Genomic DNA, 17,023 nt, shown 5'->3' on the forward strand with positions numbered 1-17,023 from the left:
ACCGGGCTCCCCGGCCGGGCTGATCCGCGCGGGAGAGGAGCGGCCGCGCGGGTCCCGGTGCGGGCCCGGCGGCTCAGAGCGGCCGGGGGCCGTAGAGGGCGGCGCGGGCGCCGGTCGCCATCGCCCAGTAGCGGTCGCCGTAGGACCAGTGCCACCACTCGGTGGGGTAGTTGACCAGACCCGCCGACTCCAGCGCGGCGCCGAGCAGCTTGCGGTGGTGGCGGGCCTCGGCGGACAGGCCGGGGGCCTCGGTGTAGCACGCCCCGTCGCTCTGCTCCGGGGTGGCGTTGAGCGGTGTGCCCAGGTCGAGCTCGACGCCGTCCTCGGTGCACAGGGTCAGGTCCACCGCCGCGCCCGCGGTGTGCGGGGCGACCTCCACCGGTGAGACGTAGCGGCTCGCCGCGGATCGGATCCACCCAGGCGACATATCCGGAAATTTCATCTCAAGGAATGCCGAGTAGTCCTCGAAGATCCGTCGCTGCGCCGCGATCGGCCGGTACCCCTCCACCACCAGCAGGCGGTGGCCCGCGGGCAGCTGCGCCTGCGCCTCCTCCAGCCGGAGCAGCAGCCCCCGCCGGAGGTGGGCGAAGGCCCCGTCCGGATCGACGGGCCGCCCGTCGACCAGCAGCCGCCCTCGCACGTCAACCAGCGGCTCGCCGATCTCCTCGACCGGGATCGCGGCGACGCGGGAGTCGGAGATCAGAACGATGTCGCGCATAGCCGCGATTCTCCCATCCACTCCTTCTCGATCTTCGACCCGTGCGCCGCCGCCGGGAGGCCGCCCGGCCGCCCTTTCCCGATCTTCGACCGGTGCGCCGTCGACAGACCGTCCGGCGGCCCCGCGGCCACCGGTCAGGTCGCGGCCGCGGTCCCGTCGACCAGGTCCTGCGCGGCCTGGGCGAAGGCGCGGACGCGGGCGGTGGCGCCGTCGGCCCGCCACAGCAGCCCCCAGCGCAGCGGCGGGGCGTCGCCGATGGGGACGTAGGCGACGTCGGGGCGGGCGTAGTAGCGCCTGGCGTGGGCGCCGACCGGGAAGACGCCGTGGCCGGCGCCGATGAGGGTGAGCATCTCGGTGAACGTCGAGGCCGACGGACCGGGCTCGATCGGCCGCCCCCCGGGGGTGGTGCGCGGGGTGCGGTCCGCGCGCAGCGAGCCGGGCAGGGTGTCCGGCAGCTGGAGCAGCTTCACCGCGGCCAGGTCTTCGAGGGAGACCGACGCGCGGCGGGCGAAGGGGTGCCGGGCGGGCACGGCGAGCATGCGGGGCTCGGAGACCAGGACCGGTCCGGTGGCGATGTCCGGTTCGTCGATGGGGAAGGTGCCGAGCGCGAGGTCGACGCGCCCATCGCGCAGCCAGGGCATGAGATCGGCCATCTGCGCCTCGCGGAGCAGGACGTCGCAGTCGGGGCGGCGCCGGCGGAACAGTTCCGCGGCCCCGGCCAGGAGCTGCCCGCCCGCCGCGCCGACGAAGGCGACCCGGAGGGTCCCGGTCAGGCCGCGGCCGGTCTCGACCGCGCGCTCGAACGCGGTGGTGATCCGGTCCCAGGCCGGGCGGACCTCCTCGTGCAGCCGCCGTCCCACCGCGGTCAGCTCCACCCGGCGGCTGGTGCGGTTGAACAGCGGAACCCCGATGCGGCGTTCCAGCCTGGCGATGATCTGGCTGATCCGGGCGGTGGACACGTGCAGGCGGTCGGCGGTACGGCCGAAGTGCAGTTCCTCGGCGAGGGTGAGGAACGCCTCCACCTCGTGCCGCTCCAGCATGCGCCCCTCCGGATCGTTAATTCAGGCTTCACGATCCTTGCACAGGCCTCCATTGATCGGCCGGTCGCCCCGGAGGATGGTGGAACCGCTCGGACCCCCTGCGACCCGAACGGAAGCGGCGACGCACGTCACCGGCGAGTACGCCCCGGCCGCTCCGGCCGCCGAGGCGGACGCGGTCGTCCGGGAGCCGCGGGACCGCGCCGAGCTCCTGGACACGCTGTACCGGTTCGGCCCAGGCCCGCACCTGCCCGCCGTCCCGAACCCACCACCCGGATCGGAGAGAAATGATCGACAAGCTGAGCGACCTGCGCACCCAGGTCCGCGGACGGGTCCTGCTGCCCGGGGACGACGGCTTCGACCAGGCCCGGCGCCCCTGGAACCTGGCCGTCGAGCAGTCCGTCCCCGCCGTGGTCGAGGCCGCCGACGCCGCCGACGTCGCGGCGCTGGTCCGCTTCGCCCGTGCGCGCGGCCTGACCGTCTCGGCCCAGCCCAACGGCCATGGCGCCACCGGAGACCTGGACGGCGCGATCCTGCTGCGCACCCGCCGGCTGGACTCCCTGGAGATCGACCCGGAGGCCCGGCGCGCCCGCGTCGGCGCGGGGCTGTCCTCGGGCCGCCTCCAGGCGGCCGCCGCGCCGTACGGACTGACCGGCCTGCCCGGCAGCTCGCCGGTCGTCAGCGTCACCGGCGTCGCCCTCGGCGGCGGGCTGAGCTGGTTCGGCCGCGCCCACGGCTGGGTCGCCGACAGCGTCACCGCGTTCGACATCGTGGACGCCGAGGGACGGGAGCGGCGCGTCACCGCCGGCGCCGATCCCGACCTGTTCTGGGCGATGCGGGGCGGCGGCGGCGACTTCGCGCTCGTCACCGCCGCGGAGCTCTCCCTGCACCGCGCGCCGGACCTGTACGGCGGGCGGATCCTGTGGCGGATCGAGCACGGCGAGGCCGTGCTGGAGGCGTACCGGCAGATCACCGCCACCGCCCCCGACGAGCTGACCCTCTGGCTGGACCTGCTGCACTTCCCCGGCTCCGACCCGATGATCGCGGTGGACGCCGCCCACCTCGGCGCGGCCGCCGAGGCCCGCGCCCTGCTGAGCCCGCTGGACCGCCTCCCCCGCCCGCTCGCCGACGGCAGGCGGACGATGACCGTCGCCGAACTCGGCACCATCACCGCCGAGCCCACCGACCCCGGTGCGGGCTCCTCCCGCGGCGAACTGCTCACCGGCCTGGACGACGCGGCGGCCAAGACGCTGCTGGCCGGTCCCATCGCCCCGTTGATGAGCGTGCAACTGCGCCACCTGGGCGGCGCGTTCGCCCGCCCGTCCGACAGCCCGCACGGCCCGCTGACCGAACCGTACGCGCTCTACCTGTTCGGCGTGCCGGCCGACCCGGCGACGGCCGGGGCGGTCACCGCCCGGCAGCGAGAGCTCTCCGGCGCCCTCCCGGTGAGCGGCCGCAAGCCCTTCACCTTCCTCTGCCCCGGCGAGACCGCGGCCGACGCCTTCGCCCCGGCCGCGCTGGACCGCCTGCGCGACGTCAAGCGCCGCCACGACCCGCACGGCACCTTCCGCAGCAACTTCCCCGTCCTCGGCTGAGCAGCGGCTTCCCCGGCCCCGGCCGGGAGGGCCTGCGACTCGATCGCCTGCCCGACACCCGTCGATCGCCCGCCGGGCGCCCGTTGATCGTCCGCCGGACACCCGCCGATCATCCGGCGGGCGCCTGGCAGGCGTCCGGAGGCGGACAGGCCGCAGGCCGGGTTCAGACGGTGTCGGAGAACACCTCCTCGCGGGCCTGGTGGAGAGCGGAGACCAGGGCACCGCGGAGCACCGGGTTGCCCTCGACCTCCGTCACCACGACGCTGGGCCGGGTCGGGCAGACCCGGCCCACGGCCTCCTCCACCCGTGAGGCCAGGGCCGGCCCGCCCGCCCTGCCGACGTCGCCGCCCAGCACGATCAGGCCGGGATCCAGAACCACCGCCACCGCCGCCACGCCCACCGCGAGCCGGCCCGCCAGCTCGTCGAGGAAGCCCTCCGCCCCCTCGGCGACGGCCGTGCGGACGTACCCGCCGACCGAGTTCCCGCCGTCCCCGCCGTCCCCGCCGCCGTCGAGGCCGTACGCGCCCGCCAGGCCGGTGATGGCGTCCCCGCCGACCAGGCGCTGGAAGGAGCCCGACTGGGGCTCGCTCACGTCGGTCGGGAGCGGCTCGCCGGGGACCGGGAGCCAGCCGATCTCACCGGCGCCCCCGGTGAAGCCGCGGTGCAGCCGCCCGCCGAGCATGACGCCGAGGCCCTGCCCGACCCCGGCCCAGACCAGGACGAAGTCGTCCACCCCGAAGGCCGCGCCGCACTCGCGCTCGGCCAGGGCGGCCAGGTTCACGTCGTTCTCGATCGCCACCGGGATGCCCAGCCCCCGGCGAAGCTCGGTGAGCACGCCGCCGTGCCAGGACGGCAGGTCGAGGGAGAAGCTCACGTCACCGCTGCGCGGGTCGACGACGCCCCTGGTGCCGATCACGAAGGAGCGCAGCCGGGAGCGGGTGATGCCCGCCGCCGCGCAGGCCCTGCGGACGGCGCCGCGCACCAGCCGGACCGGGTCCTGCTCCCCGCCGGGCTCCCCGGGGAGGTCCACGGTCACCTCGGCGACGAGCTCACCGGTGATGTCGGCGATCCCCGCGCTGATCCGGTCGGGCAGCACGTCCAGGCCGGCCACGTAGGCACACGAGGGCACCACGCCGTACAGTGCGGCATTGGGGCCGCGTCCCCCGGCCTGCTCGCCGACCACCGAGACCAGCTCCCGCTCCTGGAGCCGGGAGAGCAGCTGGCCCGCGGTCACCTTGGACAGGCCGGTCCGCTCCCCCAGCTCGGCACGGGTGAGCGGACCGCCGGACAGCAGGAGTTCGAGTGCCGCCCGGTCGTTGAGCTGGCGCAGCAACCGGGGTGTCCCCGGACGTCTGGGCACGGTCTGCCTCCCCCGTCACGATCCGCTAACGATCGTTTCTTTTAAGAAAGTTTCTTGTTAGTTTAGCCGCAGTCAGCCCGCAGGCAAGTGCAGGAGAACGCCTCGGGATGCCAGAGCGCCGACCGTATGGAGGGCGTCTTCGACCAGGTACGGCACGGCATGGGGACCGCGCCGCCGCCCGAAGCGCGACCCCGACGCGAAGCCGGGAAGGGAGAACCCCCAAGTGAAGATCATGAAGATCGCCGTTACGACGGCCACCACCGCCGCCCTGGCCCTGGGCCTTGCCGCGTGTAGCTCCAGCGAGCCCGCCAAGAGCGCCGACCCGACGGCCGGGGCCTCCGCCGCGGGTCCCAAGTTCGCCGGCGAGACGCTCACCATGTGGCGCCTCGGAGACAGCAACCCGGCCGCTCAGAAGTACACCGACGCGCTGGTCGCCGCCTTCGAGCAGCAGACCGGCGCCAAGGTCAAGGTGGAGTGGATCCCTTGGCCCCAGGTGAACGACAAGTTCACCGCGGCCGCCGCGGGCGGCGCGGGCCCGGACGTCACCGAGATCGGCAACGACCAGGTGCCGCTCTGGCAGAGCCAGGACGCCCTGCACCCGATCACCCCGATCGTCGGCACCGGCGACCAGGCGCAGATCCCGAAGAACCTGTTCGGCCTGGAGACCATCGACAACGAGATCTACGCCGTGCCGTGGGGCGCCGGCTCCCGCGCGGTGCTCTACCGCAAGGACTGGTTCGCCGACCTGGGCATCGAGATCCCGAAGACCTGGGACGAGGTCGTCGCCGCCGCCAAGAAGATCCAGGCGGAGAAGGGCAAGGACGTCGACGGCTTCGCCTTCAACGGCGGCTCCGACGCCAACCACCTGCTGGCGGCGCTCGCCTGGTCCGAGGGTGGCGAGTATGCCCTCAAGGAGGGCGACAAGTGGGTCGGCAAGCTGACCGAACCGGCCTTCAAGAACGGCTTCACCACCTACACCGGCCTGGTCACCGAGGGCCTGTCCGGCAAGTCCCGCCTGACCCAGAACACGGTCGACATCCGCCGGCGCTTCGCCAACGACAAGGTCGGCATGTACCTGACCGCCGGCTGGGACCTCCCCGGGATCGAGGAGGACAGCAAGGGCAAGCTCAAGGGCGACAAGCTCGGGTTCTTCGCGCTGCCCGCCAAGGCCGGCGGCGCCACCCCGTCCTTCTTCGGCGGCAACGACATCGCCGTCTGGAACGACGCCAAGAACAAGGAGCTCGCGACCGAGTTCGTGAAGCTGGCCACCAACAAGGAGTGGGCCACCAGGTACGCCACAGAGGGCGGCCTGCTGCCGGTCTACCCCGACGCGCTGGCCAAGCTGAGCGAGGACCCGGCCCAGGCCCCGTTCGCCGAGGCCTTCGCCAAGGCCAAGGCCCTGCCCGCCGACCCCAACTGGACCGAGGCCGGTGAGACCAAGGCCGTGCTGCAGAACGCCGCCCGGTCCGTCATCGAGGGCAAGGCCGGCATCGACGAGGCCCTCGCCAAGGCCAACGGCGAGCTCGAAGCGATTCTGAACCAGCAGTAACCATGACGAACACGTCTACGATCGCCCGGGGCGGGGGAGCCTCCCCCGCCCCGGGGCGGCGCCGCCAGAGTTCCCAGCGCCCGGCCAAGGCGAGCGGGCTGCCCGCCTGGGTCGTGCCGTACGTCCTGCTCGTCCCCGGCCTGCTGGTCATCGCCGCGCTGCTGCTCTACCCGCTGTTCCAGATGGTCGTCATGTCCTTCCAGAAGGTGGGGCTGCGCCAGATCCGCGGCGTGCCCGCCGAGTGGGTGGGCTGGGACAACTACACCCAGATCTTCGACAACGAGATCTTCTGGTCCTCGCTCCGCAACACCGTCGGGTTCGCCGTCGTCACGGTGAGCCTCACCCTGATCCTGGGCACCGCGGTGGGCACCCTGCTCAACCGGCTCAGCAAGCGGATGTCCACGTTCGTGGTCGTCGGCATCATGTCCGCCTGGGCGGTGCCGCCGGTCGCGCAGGGCGTCATCTGGCGCTGGCTCTTCGACGCCGACGCCGGAATGATCAACTGGGGGCTCAACCTGCTGCCCGACTGGTTCTCCCGGCTGCTGTTCGGCCGGGCCGACTGGACCGGGGAGCCCTGGCTGAACGACGCGCTCTCCACCTACCTGGTGCTGATCATCACCGTCGTCTGGGCGTCCTTCCCGTTCATCGCCGTCTCGGTGCTGGCCGGCCTCAAGGGCATCCCCGCCGAGCTGTACGAGGCGGCCCGGGTGGACGGCTCCAGCGCCTGGCGGACCTTCAGGAAGATCACGTTCCCGCTGCTCAAGCCCGTCTTCGCGGTGCTGACGATCCTGTCGATCATCTGGAACTTCAAGGTCTTCAGCCAGCTCTACGTGCTCATGAACGGACCGACCAACCGCGAGGCCTTCAACCTGTCGATGTTCTCCTTCGCCGAGGCGTTCCGCAGCCCGCCGAAGATGGGCACCGGCGCGGCCATCGCCGTCGTGCTGACCCTGCTCCTGCTCGTCGTCACGTCCCTCTACGTCCGGCAGATCGTCAAGACGGAGGAGATGTGATGACCGCGCTGAAGACGCCCGCCCCGCCCGCCCCGCTCGACGGGCGGACCGGGCAGGCCAGGAGGCTCAAGCGGCGCAGGCAGCTCGGCCGGGCGGGCCTCAACGCCGCCGGCGTGCTGGTCTTCCTGTTCGCGGTGTTCCCCGTGTACTGGATGGTGTCCACCGCCCTCAAGACGAACGACCAGATCTTCACCACGGACTTCATCCCGATCCCCACGGAGATCACCTTCGACCACGTGGAGCGGATCCTCACCGAGGGCGTGGCCGGGAACTCCATCTGGGTCTACATGCGCAACAGCGCGATCGTGGCCCTGGGCACCGTGCTGATCGGAGCCGTCCTGGCCCTGCTGGCGGCCACCGCCATCTCCCGGTTCCGCTTCCGGGGCCGCACCTCGTTCCTGGTCCTGCTGCTCATCGTCCAGATGATCCCGGCCGAGGCGCTGCTCATCCCGCTCTTCCTCAACGTCAAGCGGCTCGGCCTCTACGACCAGCTGCTCGGCCTGATCGTGATCAACGTCGGCCTGACCCTCCCGTTCGGCATCTGGATGCTGCGCACGTTCGTCGCGGCGGTGCCCAAGTCCCTGGAGGAGGCCGCCTGGATCGACGGCGCGAGCCGGTTCACGACCTTCTGGAAGGTCCTGTTCCCGCTGGTGGCCCCCGGCCTGGTGGCGACGAGCATCTTCTCGTTCATCACCGCCTGGAACGAGCTGATCTTCGCCCTCATCCTCATGTCGGACTCCTCCGGCTACACCATGCCCGTCGCCCTGCAGTTCTTCTTCGGGCAGCGCGGCACCGACTGGGGAGCGATCATGGCCGGTTCCACGATGATGACCATCCCGGTCGTCGTCTTCTTCCTCCTGGTGCAGCGGCGGATGGTCTCCGGCCTCGTCGCGGGCGCCGTCAAGGGCTGATCTCCGCGCCCAGCCCCGCACCCAGCAGAGCGCCGGTACGGCCCGCGCCCGACGACAGGGCCCGCGCCGTACCGGCCCCCACGTGACCTCCCCACCTCAGGCAAGGAGTCTTCCACCGCCATGTCCGACTTCATCGCGGGTCCCAGAGACCAGGGGCTGTACCGCCTCGCGGCAGGCACCCTGCTCGTCGCCTTCCAGGGGACCACCGCTCCGGAGTGGGTGCTCCGGGAGCTGGAGAACGGCCTCGGCGGCGTGACCCTCTTCGGCTTCAACGTCGCCGACCACGAACAGCTGTGCGCGCTGAGCGAGCGCCTGCGCGCGGCCGGCGACCCCGTCGTCTCCCTGGACGAGGAGGGCGGCGACGTCACCCGGCTCGCCTACCACGTGGGCAGCCCCTACCCCGGCAACGCCGCCCTGGGGGCCGTGGACGACGTCGAGCTGACCTGCGACGTCTACCGCGCCATCGGCGACGACCTGGCCCGCTGCGGCGTCACCCTGGACATGGCCCCGGACGCCGACGTCAACACCGCCGACGACAACCCGGTGATCGGCACCCGCTCGTTCGGTTCGGACGCCGCGCTCGTCGCCCGGCACACCGTCGCCGCGGTGCACGGCCTGCAGTCGGCGGGCGTGGCCGCCTGCGTCAAGCACTTCCCCGGCCACGGAGCCACCCGCCAGGACTCCCACCTGGAGATCCCGCTCGTCGACGCCTCCCTGGAGCTGCTGCACGAGCGCGAGCTGGTCCCCTTCCGCGCCGCCATCGAGGCCGGGACGAAGTCCATCATGACCGCGCACGTCCAGGTCCCCGCGCTCACCGGCGGGCTGCCCTCGACGATCTCCCCGGCCGCGCTGACCGGCCTGCTCCGCGGCGAGCTCGGCTACGACGGTGTGGTGATCTCCGACGCCCTCGACATGAAGGCCATCACCGACGCCTACGGCCTGGCCGGCGGCGCGGTGCTCTCCCTGGCGGCCGGCTCCGACCTGCTCTGCCTCGGCCCCATCCCCACCGAGCCCGACATCCAGAAGATCATCTCTGAGATCGTCGCCGCGACCGGGGACGGGCGGCTGCCGGTCGCCCGCCTGGAGGAGGCGGCCGAGCGGGTGGCCCGCCTGCGCTCCTGGTCCGGTGAACCCCGCCGGGCCGCGGCCGGGCAGAGCACCATCGGCCTGACCGCCGCCCGGCGCGCGGTCAGGCTGACCGGCCCCGCCCCGGAACTGGTCGACCCGCTGGTGGTCGAGGTCGACACCCCGCCCACCATCGCGGTCGGCGAGGTGCCCTGGGGCTTCCACCCCTGGCTGTCGCAGGCCGAGGTCGTGCGGGTGAAGCCGGAGAGCGCGGACGTCCCCGCCCTCCTGGAGAGCGCCGCCCACCGCTCGTTGATCGTCGTCGTCAAGGACGCGCACCGCTACGAGACCAGCCGGTCGGTGGTCTCCGCCCTGCTCGCCGCCCGCCCCGACGCCACCATGGTGGAGATGGGCCTGCCGATCTGGCGGCCCGAGGGCGTCACCTACCTGGCCACCTACGGGGCCGCCCGGGCCAACGCGCAGGCCGCGGCCGAACTGCTCGGGGTCTGACCTCGCCCGGACCCGCTCCACCCCGCCGTGCCCGGCCCCGGCCTGCCCGCACGGTCCCGCCGCGCACGCGTGCGGCCCGCGCCCCGGCGGACCCCCGGGACGCGGGCCGCACGTTCTTCCAACGGCCTTGCCGCCGGCCTCCGGCCGAGTCTCCCGCCACCGGCAGCGCTCCGTCACGGCAGGGCCTCCCACCACCGGCAGGGTCTCCCGCCCCGGCATCCTTCCGTCAGGCGCTGAAGATCTCCTCCCGGGCCTGTTCCAGGGCCTCCAGCACTGCCCCGCGCAGGACCGGGTTCCCCTCCACCTCGCTGGCCGCCACCTGCGGCCGGACCGGGCAGATCCGGGCCACCGCCTCCTCGATCCGCGTGGTGAGCGCGTCCCCTCCGGCCTGGCCGACCTCGCCCGCGATCACCACCAGGCCGGGATCCAGCACGACGCACACCGACGCCACGCCCAGCGCCAGCCGCCCGGCGATGTCGTCCAGCAGGGCCGTCCCGCGCTCGCCCGCCCCGACCGCCGCCGCCACGCACTCGGCCGCGCTCCGCCCGGCGAAGCCGTACGAGGCGGCCAGCCCGACCACCGTCTCGGCGCTCACCAGCGACTGCAGGCCCCCCGCGAGCGACGGCAGCCGTCCGGGCACCGCCCGCACGTCGGCGGCCAGCGGCACGCCCGGCACCGGCAGGTAACCGATCTCGCCCGCGCTGCCGGAACGGCCCCGGTGCAGCCGCCCGTTGAGCACGACGCCCAGGCCGATGCCGCGGCCCACCCAGAGCAGCACGAAGTCGTCGACGCCCCGGGCGGCGCCCAGGGTGCGCTCGGCGACGGCCACGAGGTTCACGTCGTTCTCTATCTTCACCTCGCGGCGCAGGTCGCGGGCGAGCGCCTCGTGGACGCCCTCGTGCCAGTCGGGCAGGTCGAAGGAGAAGCGCACGTCACCGGTGCGCGGATCGACGACACCCGGGGTGCCGATCACCACCGCCCGCAGCCGGGAGAGCGCCACCTTCGCCGAGCGGCACGCCTTGACCACCGCCTCGTGCACGAGCGCCACCGGGTCGTCGCGCCCCTCGAGGGCCACCGTCACCTCGCCGACGATCCGGCCCCGGATGTCGGCGACGGCGGTGGTGACGGACTCCGGCCCGACGTCCAGGCCCGCGACGTAGGCGGAGGAGGGCACGATCCCGTAGAGCGTCGCGTTCGGCCCCCGCCCGCCGGCCTGCTCCCCGGCCACCTCGACCAGCCCGCGCTCCTCCAGGCGGGCGAGCGTCTGCGACGCCGTCACCTTGGAGAGCCCGGTGAGCTCCCCGATCTGCCCGCGCGTCAGCGGACCGGAGGTGAGCAGCAGTTCCAGGGCGGCCCGGTCGTTGATCTCCCTCAGCAGCCTGGGCACGCCAGGACGTCGCTCCATACGCATGCTCTCTGTTTCGGCGTTTCCCGTCGCTGTTCCGGCCGGCGAGAACGGGGATTCGGTTGTCAATGAGACTTCCGAGAGTTTAGCGTGCGGGCCGGTCCCGGAGGGCGACAGGTGGGAGCGCTCCCCGGCACAGCCGGCGCCCGCTCCGTGGGACCTCACGCATGAGTGGTCCTCCGCAGGCGGGATAATCGATCGCATGCGCCTTTCCGCTCGTGTCGACTATGCCCTGCGTGCCGCCGCCGAACTCGCCGCCGCCGGTGAGGGGCCAACCACCGTGGGCGAGCTCGCCAAGGAGCAGGAAATGCCGCCCAAGTATCTGGAGAACATCCTCCTCCAGATGCGCCGGGCCGGGCTCGTCCGGGGCCAGCGCGGCCCGGAGGGCGGCTACGTGCTGGCCCGCCCGGCCACCGAGATCACCCTCGCCGACGTGATCCGCGCGGTGGACGGCCCGCTGGCCAACGTGCGGGGCGAGCGCCCCGAGCACGTCGACTACCGCGGGCCCGCCGAGTCGCTGCAGCAGGTCTGGATCGCGCTGCGGGCCAGCGAGCGGGCCATCCTGGAGGAGGTCACGCTGGAGAGCGTGGCCACGGGCGCCCTCCCCGAGCGGGTCCGCAAGCTCGCCGCCGACCCCGCCGCCTGGGACTGACCCGACCCCGCGCGAGACCGGCGCGGCGCGGTACGGGGCCGGGCCGCACGCCTCCACGGGGCCGGATGGCGTCACGCGCCTTCCCGTCTCCGCCGCCGCCCGCCGCGCGGATACGCTGGGCCCATGCCCGAAGGCGACGTCGTCCACCGGGCCGCGGGGCGGCTCGGCCGGGCCCTCGACGGCCGGGTCCTGACCCGTTCCGACTTCCGCGTGCCCCGGCACGCCACGGCCGACCTCACCGGCAGGACCGTGCTGGAGACCGCCGCCCGGGGCAAGCACCTGCTCACCCGTGTCGAGGGCGGCCTGACCGTCCACACCCACCTGCGGATGGACGGCGAGTGGCTCGTCTCCCCCGCCGGTCGCCGGACGCCTCCGGGAGACCGGGTCCGCCTGGTGCTGGCCAACGCCGACTGGCAGGCCGTGGGAGTGCGGCTCGGCGTGGTGGACCTGCTGAGGACCGAGACCGAGCACCGGGTCGTCGGGCACCTCGGCCCGGACCCGCTCGGACCCGGCTGGGATCCGCAGGAGGCGGCGCGGCGGCTGGCGGAGCAGCCTGACCGGAGCATCGGCGAGGCCCTCCTCGACCAGCGGAACCTGGCCGGGATCGGCACCATCTACCGGGCGGAGACGCTGTTCCTCGCCGGGGTCTCACCGTGGCAGCCGGTGGGTGCGCTCGGCGACGTGCCGGGGATCGTGGAGATCGCGCAGAGGCTGATGGACGCGAACAGGGACCGGGCGGACCGGGTGACCACCGGGGATCTCCGTCCGGGACGGGGCATGTGGGTCTACGGCAGGGCGGGCCGGGCATGCCTGCGCTGCGGGAACCGGATCAGCCGGGGAGAGATGGGGGCGCAGCCCCAGGAACGGCTGATCTACTGGTGCCGGCGCTGCCAGCCGGACTGAACCGGCCGGCGGCCGCGCCTAGGCGGCGACCATGTCCTTCACGTCGGGAGTGTGCTCGATGGGCGGGACGACCGCCCGGAAGCCTTCGAACGCGTCCTCCGGCAGAGAGGCCGGCACGGTCTCGGGGATCGGCAGGCGCTCCCGCTCGGGAACGTCGGCGAGCACCGGGGCGTGCTGGAGCTCGGCCAGCGCGAACTGGTCGGAGACCTCGCGGAGCACCTGGGAGAGCGGCACGCCGAGGGCGCCGCAGATCGACGCGAGCAGCTCGGAGGAGGCCTCCTTCTGACCGCGCTCCACCTCGGACAGATAGCCGAGGGAGACCCGAGCCAGTGTGGAGACCTCACGCAAGGTGCGACCCTGCCGCACCCGCAGCCGCCGCAGCACGTCACCGAGCAGCTGACGCAGCAGGACCATCTGTCGCTCCCTCCCCGGCGCGGACGTCTTCACGACGCTCCGCGCGATCGGTTCGTGCCGCTCGTTCTTCGAACGCGACCCTTCGTACATTCGCCTCGCCGTCGTCATCGCTTGACGCTGCCCTCAGTCACAGCTCCACCGTACCCGTATCGGCCGACATCGCGGCAGACCGCGGTGAGCATGTTCGCTGGGGACGTAACACGGTAATCACCCGGAATGTTCCTCCGGGCTCGGCTCCAGCGCCGCCCTGAGCAGGTCCACGGCCTCGTTCGCGGTGCATCGCCGGATCTCCTCACGCGTCCCGTTCAGGTGCAGGTCCCGGTGCCATACCCGCCCAGCGGGGCCGCTAACAGCCAGGTGGACGGTGCCGACCGGCTTTCCGTCCTGCGGGTCGGGGCCGGCCACGCCGGTGGCGGCCAGCCCGTAGGTGGCACCGGTGAGCTCGCGCACCCCGGCGGCCATGGCGGCCGCGACCCCGGGATGCACGGCCCCCTCGCGTTCCAGCAGGTCGGAGGGGACGCCCAGCAGGCGCCGCTTGAGCTCGGTGGCGTAGGACAGGACCCCGCCGGTGAAGGCGGCGGAGGCGCCGGGCGGAGTCGTCAGGGCGGCGCCGATCAGGCCCGCCGTCAGGGACTCGGCCACCGCGACCGTCTCCCCCCGGCCGGCGAGCAGTGCGATCACCCGGGCCGCGGGCGCGGGCGCCGCTGCTGCGGAGAGTGCCGGCTCCGGCGCCGCGGGGGACGCCGTGGACGCCTCGGGAGACTTTCCCGCGGACCGCGCGGGAGCCGCCCCCGGAGGCCTCGCCGGGGCCGTCACGAGGAGGCCCTCGCCCGCTTGGCCACCTGCCGGAGCTTGACCGCCCTGATCACGTAGTCCAGGCCTGTCCCGACGGTCACCACGACCGCCGCGCCCATGACCGCCCAGCGGGCCGCCCCCGGCACGCCCGGCAGGATGTAGCAGGTGATGGCGAGCATCTGCAGGGCCGTCTTCACCTTGCCGCCGTAGCTGGCGGGGATGACGCCGTGCCGCAGGACCGCGAAGCGCAGCAGGGTGACACCGGCCTCCCGCCCCAGGATCACCGCGGTGACCCACCAGGGCAGCTCGCCCAGGATCGAGAGGCTGACCAGCGCGGCCCCGGTCAGCGCCTTGTCGGCGATGGGGTCGGCGATCTTCCCGAAGTCGGTGACCAGCCCGTAGCGGCGGGCCAGCTCGCCGTCGAGCAGGTCGGTGAGCGAGGCCACCAGGAACACCGCCAGCGCGGTGATCCTCCAGCCGGTGCCGTTCAGGAAGAGGCAGACCACGAATAACGGCACCATCGCCAGTCGTAGCACCGTCACGACGTTGGCGATGTTCCACAGGCTCACCTTCCTGGGGCCCACGGGTGCCGACGTCGCTTCGGTACCGGTCTCTGGCGTGTTGGTCATACGCTCTCCCGGCCCGGCGGCGCGCTCACGGGGCGGCCTTGATGCGGGCGATCAGGTCGACCCCCTCGGAGTCGACCACGACGGCCCGGACGATCTGCCCCGGGACCAGGCCGATGCCCTGGACCGTGACGCAGCCGTCGACCTCGGGGCCCTGGTGCGCGGCCCGGCCCTCGTAGCCGCCGTCACCGAGGTCCTCCTCGATGAGGACGTCCACCTCGGTGCCGATCCGCTCCTCGGCCCGCTGGGCCATGAGCTCCTCGGCCAGCTCGGTGAGGGCGGCCACGCGGGCGTCGACGGTCTCCTGGTCCAGTTTCCCGGGCAGGTCCGCCGCCTCGGTGCCCTCCTCGTCGGAATAGCCGAAGACGCCGATCACGTCGAGCCTGGCCTCCTGCAGGAAGTCGACCAGCTCGCCGAACTCCTCCTCGGTCTCGCCGGGGAAGCCCACGATGAAGTTGGAGCGCACGCCCGCCTCGGGCGCGGCGGCCCGGACGGCCTCCAGCAGGTCCAGGAACCGCCGGGGGTCCCCGAAGCGCCGCATCCGGCGCAGCACGGGACCGGACGCGTGCTGGAAGGACAGGTCGAAGTACGGCGCGACGCCGTCGGTCCCGGCGATCGCCTCCAGCAGGCCGGGGCGGAGCTCGGCGGGCTGCAGGTAGCTGACCCGGACCCGCTCGATGCCCTCGACCGCGGCGATCAGCGGCAGCAGCTTCTCCAGCGCCCGCAGGTCTCCGAGGTCCTTGCCGTAGGAGGTGGAGTTCTCGCTGACCAGCACGAGCTCCTTGACCCCCTGCTCGGCCAGCCAGGCGGCCTCGCCGAGGAGCTCCTCGGGAGCGCGCGAGACGTAGGAGCCGCGGAAGGCCGGGATGGCGCAGAACGTGCAGCGCCGGTCGCAGCCGGAGGCGAGCTTCAGCGAGGCCACCGGCCCGTCGCCCAGGCGCCTGCGCAGCGGCCGCGGACCGCTGGCCGGGGCCAGGCCGTCGGGCAGCTCGCCGTGGCCCGGGATGCCGGTCTTGGGGGCGGCGGCCCGCTCGACCGGCGAGATGGGCAGCAGCGTCCTGCGGTCGCGCGGGCTGTGCGGGACGAGCGGCCGGCCCGCCAGCACGTCGTCCAGGCGCGTGCCGATCTCGGTGTAGTCGTCGAAGGAGATGACGGCGGCCGCTTCGGGCAGGGCGTCGGCGAGCTGGTCGCCGTACCGCTCGGCCATGCAGCCCGCAGCGACCACCTTGGCCCCGGAGTCGGCCGCGGCGAGCAGCGTGTCGATGGAGTCCTTTTTCGCTGAGTCGATGAAGCCACAGGTGTTGACGACGATGACATCGGGGTCGTCGTCGCCCAGCTGCCAGCCGGCAGCCTCAAGACGCGCGGCGAGCTCCTCGGAGTCGACCTCGTTGCGCGCGCAGCCCAGTGTGATCAGCGATGCGGTTCGGCGGGATGACATGGTGAACACTACGGTATCGGGAGTTGGCCACTACCCGATGCACCTCCCCCATTCCCGGCCTCCGGTGATCTACCGCGGATTGGCCTCGGGAACGCCGTAGGAGCGCTCGACGCTCTGCCCGGAGCGGCCGGGAGCCCCCAGCTTCTCGCCGTTCACCTGCAGCAGGACCGCTCCCGCGTCGTCGAAGACGACCTTCATCCCGCCCTTCGCCTTCCACTGCGCGGTCTTGCCGGCCTTGAGCGTGCCGGAGAAAAGCCGCCGCCCCTTCGCGTCCTTGACGCTGAGCCGCGAGGAGCGCTCCGCCCTGACCTTGAGCACGACCTCCTCCCCGCGCCGGACCGAGGCCGCCCCGTGCGCCGGGTCGACGGCCGCGGAGGACGCCGACGGCGCTCCCGGTACGGCGGGCGCGCCGGGCGCGGGAGGCGCCGAGGGCGGCGGGAGGGTGGGCAGCGAGGGCGCCGCCACCGGCCGGGTGTCCGTCGGGGTGTCCCCGGCCCCGCCCATCGTCCGCACCACGCCGAACACGACGACGACGGTCAGTGCGACGGCCATGGCCAGCGTCCAGTTGGGCGAGCGGCGCTCGCGGATCTTGATGGGCCGGTCCGCCTGGAACACGCTGGCCGCGCGCACCGGCAGCGGCACGCCGCCGTGCAGCTCGTCGAACTCGTGGACCAGGGCCTCGGCGTCCAGCCCCAGGATCCTGGCCAGGTTGCGGACGTGGCCCCGCGCGTAGAAGTCGCCCCCGCACAGCGAGAAGTCGTCCCGCTCGATGGCGTGGATCAGCGTCGCGCGGATGCAGGCGCGCGCGCTCAGTTGCTCGACGGTCAGGCCCGCCGACTGGCGGGCCTGGGCCAGGACCTCTCCGATGCTCATGGCGCCACCTCGCTCCGGGCTCCGGCGCCCGCCCCCGCGGTGGTGCCCGCAGCCGTGCCCGGCCCGGCGGCCCCCTCGTTCCCCTCGTTCACTGGTACACGCTCCTCCACTCTTGACGTTGAGTAGCGAGTCCCATTCAAGCAGTGATGAGAAGAGTGT

General features: G+C 73.3%; 16 protein-coding genes. 7 read left to right on the forward strand and 9 right to left on the reverse strand.

Translation table 11 applies throughout. The annotated features are described in order from the left end of the window. Nucleotides 1-73: 73 nt before the first annotated feature. Both IEZ07_RS17235 and IEZ07_RS17240 read right to left on the reverse strand, forming a co-directional pair. On the reverse strand, nucleotides 74-718 hold the full coding sequence (locus IEZ07_RS17235) for a M15 family metallopeptidase (protein ID WP_191895680.1): 645 nt from the start codon (nucleotides 716-718) through the stop codon (nucleotides 74-76). 134 nt (nucleotides 719-852) lie between these two features. Further along, entirely contained in the window at nucleotides 853-1,758 is a 906-nt protein-coding gene (locus IEZ07_RS17240) for a LysR family transcriptional regulator (RefSeq protein ID WP_191895681.1), read from the reverse strand. Nucleotides 1,759-2,042: 284 nt separating this feature from the next. Between IEZ07_RS17240 and IEZ07_RS17245 the strand changes: the two genes are divergently transcribed. Further along, complete coding sequence (locus IEZ07_RS17245; protein WP_191895682.1) at nucleotides 2,043-3,350, forward strand: FAD-binding oxidoreductase; 1,308 nt, start codon at nucleotides 2,043-2,045, stop codon at nucleotides 3,348-3,350. A gap of 163 nt (nucleotides 3,351-3,513) precedes the next feature. Here IEZ07_RS17245 and IEZ07_RS17250 read toward each other — a convergent pair whose 3' ends face one another. Beyond that, on the reverse strand, nucleotides 3,514-4,710 hold the full coding sequence (locus IEZ07_RS17250) for an ROK family transcriptional regulator (protein ID WP_191895683.1): 1,197 nt from the start codon (nucleotides 4,708-4,710) through the stop codon (nucleotides 3,514-3,516). A gap of 232 nt (nucleotides 4,711-4,942) precedes the next feature. Here IEZ07_RS17250 and IEZ07_RS17255 point away from each other — a divergent pair, with 232 nt between their 5' ends. The 4 genes from IEZ07_RS17255 to IEZ07_RS17270 all read left to right on the forward strand — a co-directional run bounded on the left by IEZ07_RS17255 (nucleotide 4,943) and on the right by IEZ07_RS17270 (nucleotide 9,758). Further along, entirely contained in the window at nucleotides 4,943-6,259 is a 1,317-nt protein-coding gene (locus tag IEZ07_RS17255) for an extracellular solute-binding protein (RefSeq protein ID WP_239320063.1), read from the forward strand. Between the two features lie 2 nt (nucleotides 6,260-6,261). Further along, the gene (locus IEZ07_RS17260; RefSeq protein ID WP_189236832.1) at nucleotides 6,262-7,272 is read left to right on the forward strand and encodes a carbohydrate ABC transporter permease; all 1,011 of its coding nucleotides are present in this window, start codon (nucleotides 6,262-6,264) and stop codon (nucleotides 7,270-7,272) included. Next, nucleotides 7,272-8,183, forward strand: coding sequence for a carbohydrate ABC transporter permease (locus IEZ07_RS17265; RefSeq protein ID WP_239320066.1), 912 nt, complete (start codon nucleotides 7,272-7,274; stop codon nucleotides 8,181-8,183). The genes IEZ07_RS17260 and IEZ07_RS17265 overlap by 1 nt, the downstream gene beginning before the upstream one ends. 120 nt (nucleotides 8,184-8,303) lie before the next feature. Continuing rightward, the gene (locus IEZ07_RS17270) at nucleotides 8,304-9,758 is read left to right on the forward strand and encodes a glycoside hydrolase family 3 protein (RefSeq protein WP_191895685.1); all 1,455 of its coding nucleotides are present in this window, start codon (nucleotides 8,304-8,306) and stop codon (nucleotides 9,756-9,758) included. A gap of 226 nt (nucleotides 9,759-9,984) precedes the next feature. Here IEZ07_RS17270 and IEZ07_RS17275 read toward each other — a convergent pair whose 3' ends face one another. Next, nucleotides 9,985-11,163, reverse strand: coding sequence for an ROK family transcriptional regulator (locus IEZ07_RS17275; RefSeq protein ID WP_191895686.1), 1,179 nt, complete (start codon nucleotides 11,161-11,163; stop codon nucleotides 9,985-9,987). A 202-nt stretch (nucleotides 11,164-11,365) separates the two neighbouring features. Here IEZ07_RS17275 and IEZ07_RS17280 point away from each other — a divergent pair, with 202 nt between their 5' ends. Both IEZ07_RS17280 and IEZ07_RS17285 read left to right on the forward strand, forming a co-directional pair. Further along, nucleotides 11,366-11,815: an RrF2 family transcriptional regulator gene (locus IEZ07_RS17280; protein ID WP_068896958.1), complete on the forward strand. Its 450-nt coding sequence runs from the start codon at nucleotides 11,366-11,368 to the stop codon at nucleotides 11,813-11,815. A gap of 123 nt (nucleotides 11,816-11,938) precedes the next feature. Then, nucleotides 11,939-12,718 (forward strand): Fpg/Nei family DNA glycosylase, encoded by a 780-nt coding sequence (locus tag IEZ07_RS17285; protein ID WP_191895687.1) that lies wholly within the window; start codon nucleotides 11,939-11,941, stop codon nucleotides 12,716-12,718. Nucleotides 12,719-12,736: 18 nt separating this feature from the next. On the opposite strand, the gene IEZ07_RS17290 is transcribed toward IEZ07_RS17285, so the two are convergent. From IEZ07_RS17290 to IEZ07_RS17310, 5 genes are all read right to left on the reverse strand, one after another. After that, on the reverse strand, nucleotides 12,737-13,132 hold the full coding sequence (locus tag IEZ07_RS17290) for a helix-turn-helix domain-containing protein (protein WP_068897105.1): 396 nt from the start codon (nucleotides 13,130-13,132) through the stop codon (nucleotides 12,737-12,739). A 207-nt stretch (nucleotides 13,133-13,339) separates the two neighbouring features. Beyond that, nucleotides 13,340-13,813: a CinA family protein gene (locus IEZ07_RS17295; protein ID WP_191895688.1), complete on the reverse strand. Its 474-nt coding sequence runs from the start codon at nucleotides 13,811-13,813 to the stop codon at nucleotides 13,340-13,342. Nucleotides 13,814-13,944: 131 nt separating this feature from the next. Further along, entirely contained in the window at nucleotides 13,945-14,556 is a 612-nt protein-coding gene (gene pgsA, locus IEZ07_RS17300; RefSeq protein WP_191895689.1) for a CDP-diacylglycerol--glycerol-3-phosphate 3-phosphatidyltransferase, read from the reverse strand. A gap of 25 nt (nucleotides 14,557-14,581) precedes the next feature. Further along, the gene (gene rimO, locus IEZ07_RS17305; RefSeq protein ID WP_191895690.1) at nucleotides 14,582-15,991 is read right to left on the reverse strand and encodes a 30S ribosomal protein S12 methylthiotransferase RimO; all 1,410 of its coding nucleotides are present in this window, start codon (nucleotides 15,989-15,991) and stop codon (nucleotides 14,582-14,584) included. A gap of 69 nt (nucleotides 15,992-16,060) precedes the next feature. Beyond that, nucleotides 16,061-16,864 (reverse strand): helix-turn-helix domain-containing protein, encoded by an 804-nt coding sequence (locus IEZ07_RS17310; RefSeq protein WP_191895691.1) that lies wholly within the window; start codon nucleotides 16,862-16,864, stop codon nucleotides 16,061-16,063. Nucleotides 16,865-17,023: the final 159 nt, after the last annotated feature.

It is taken from the genome of Planomonospora parontospora (assembly GCA_014647935.1).
Lineage (GTDB): Bacteria > Actinomycetota > Actinomycetes > Streptosporangiales > Streptosporangiaceae > Planomonospora > Planomonospora parontospora.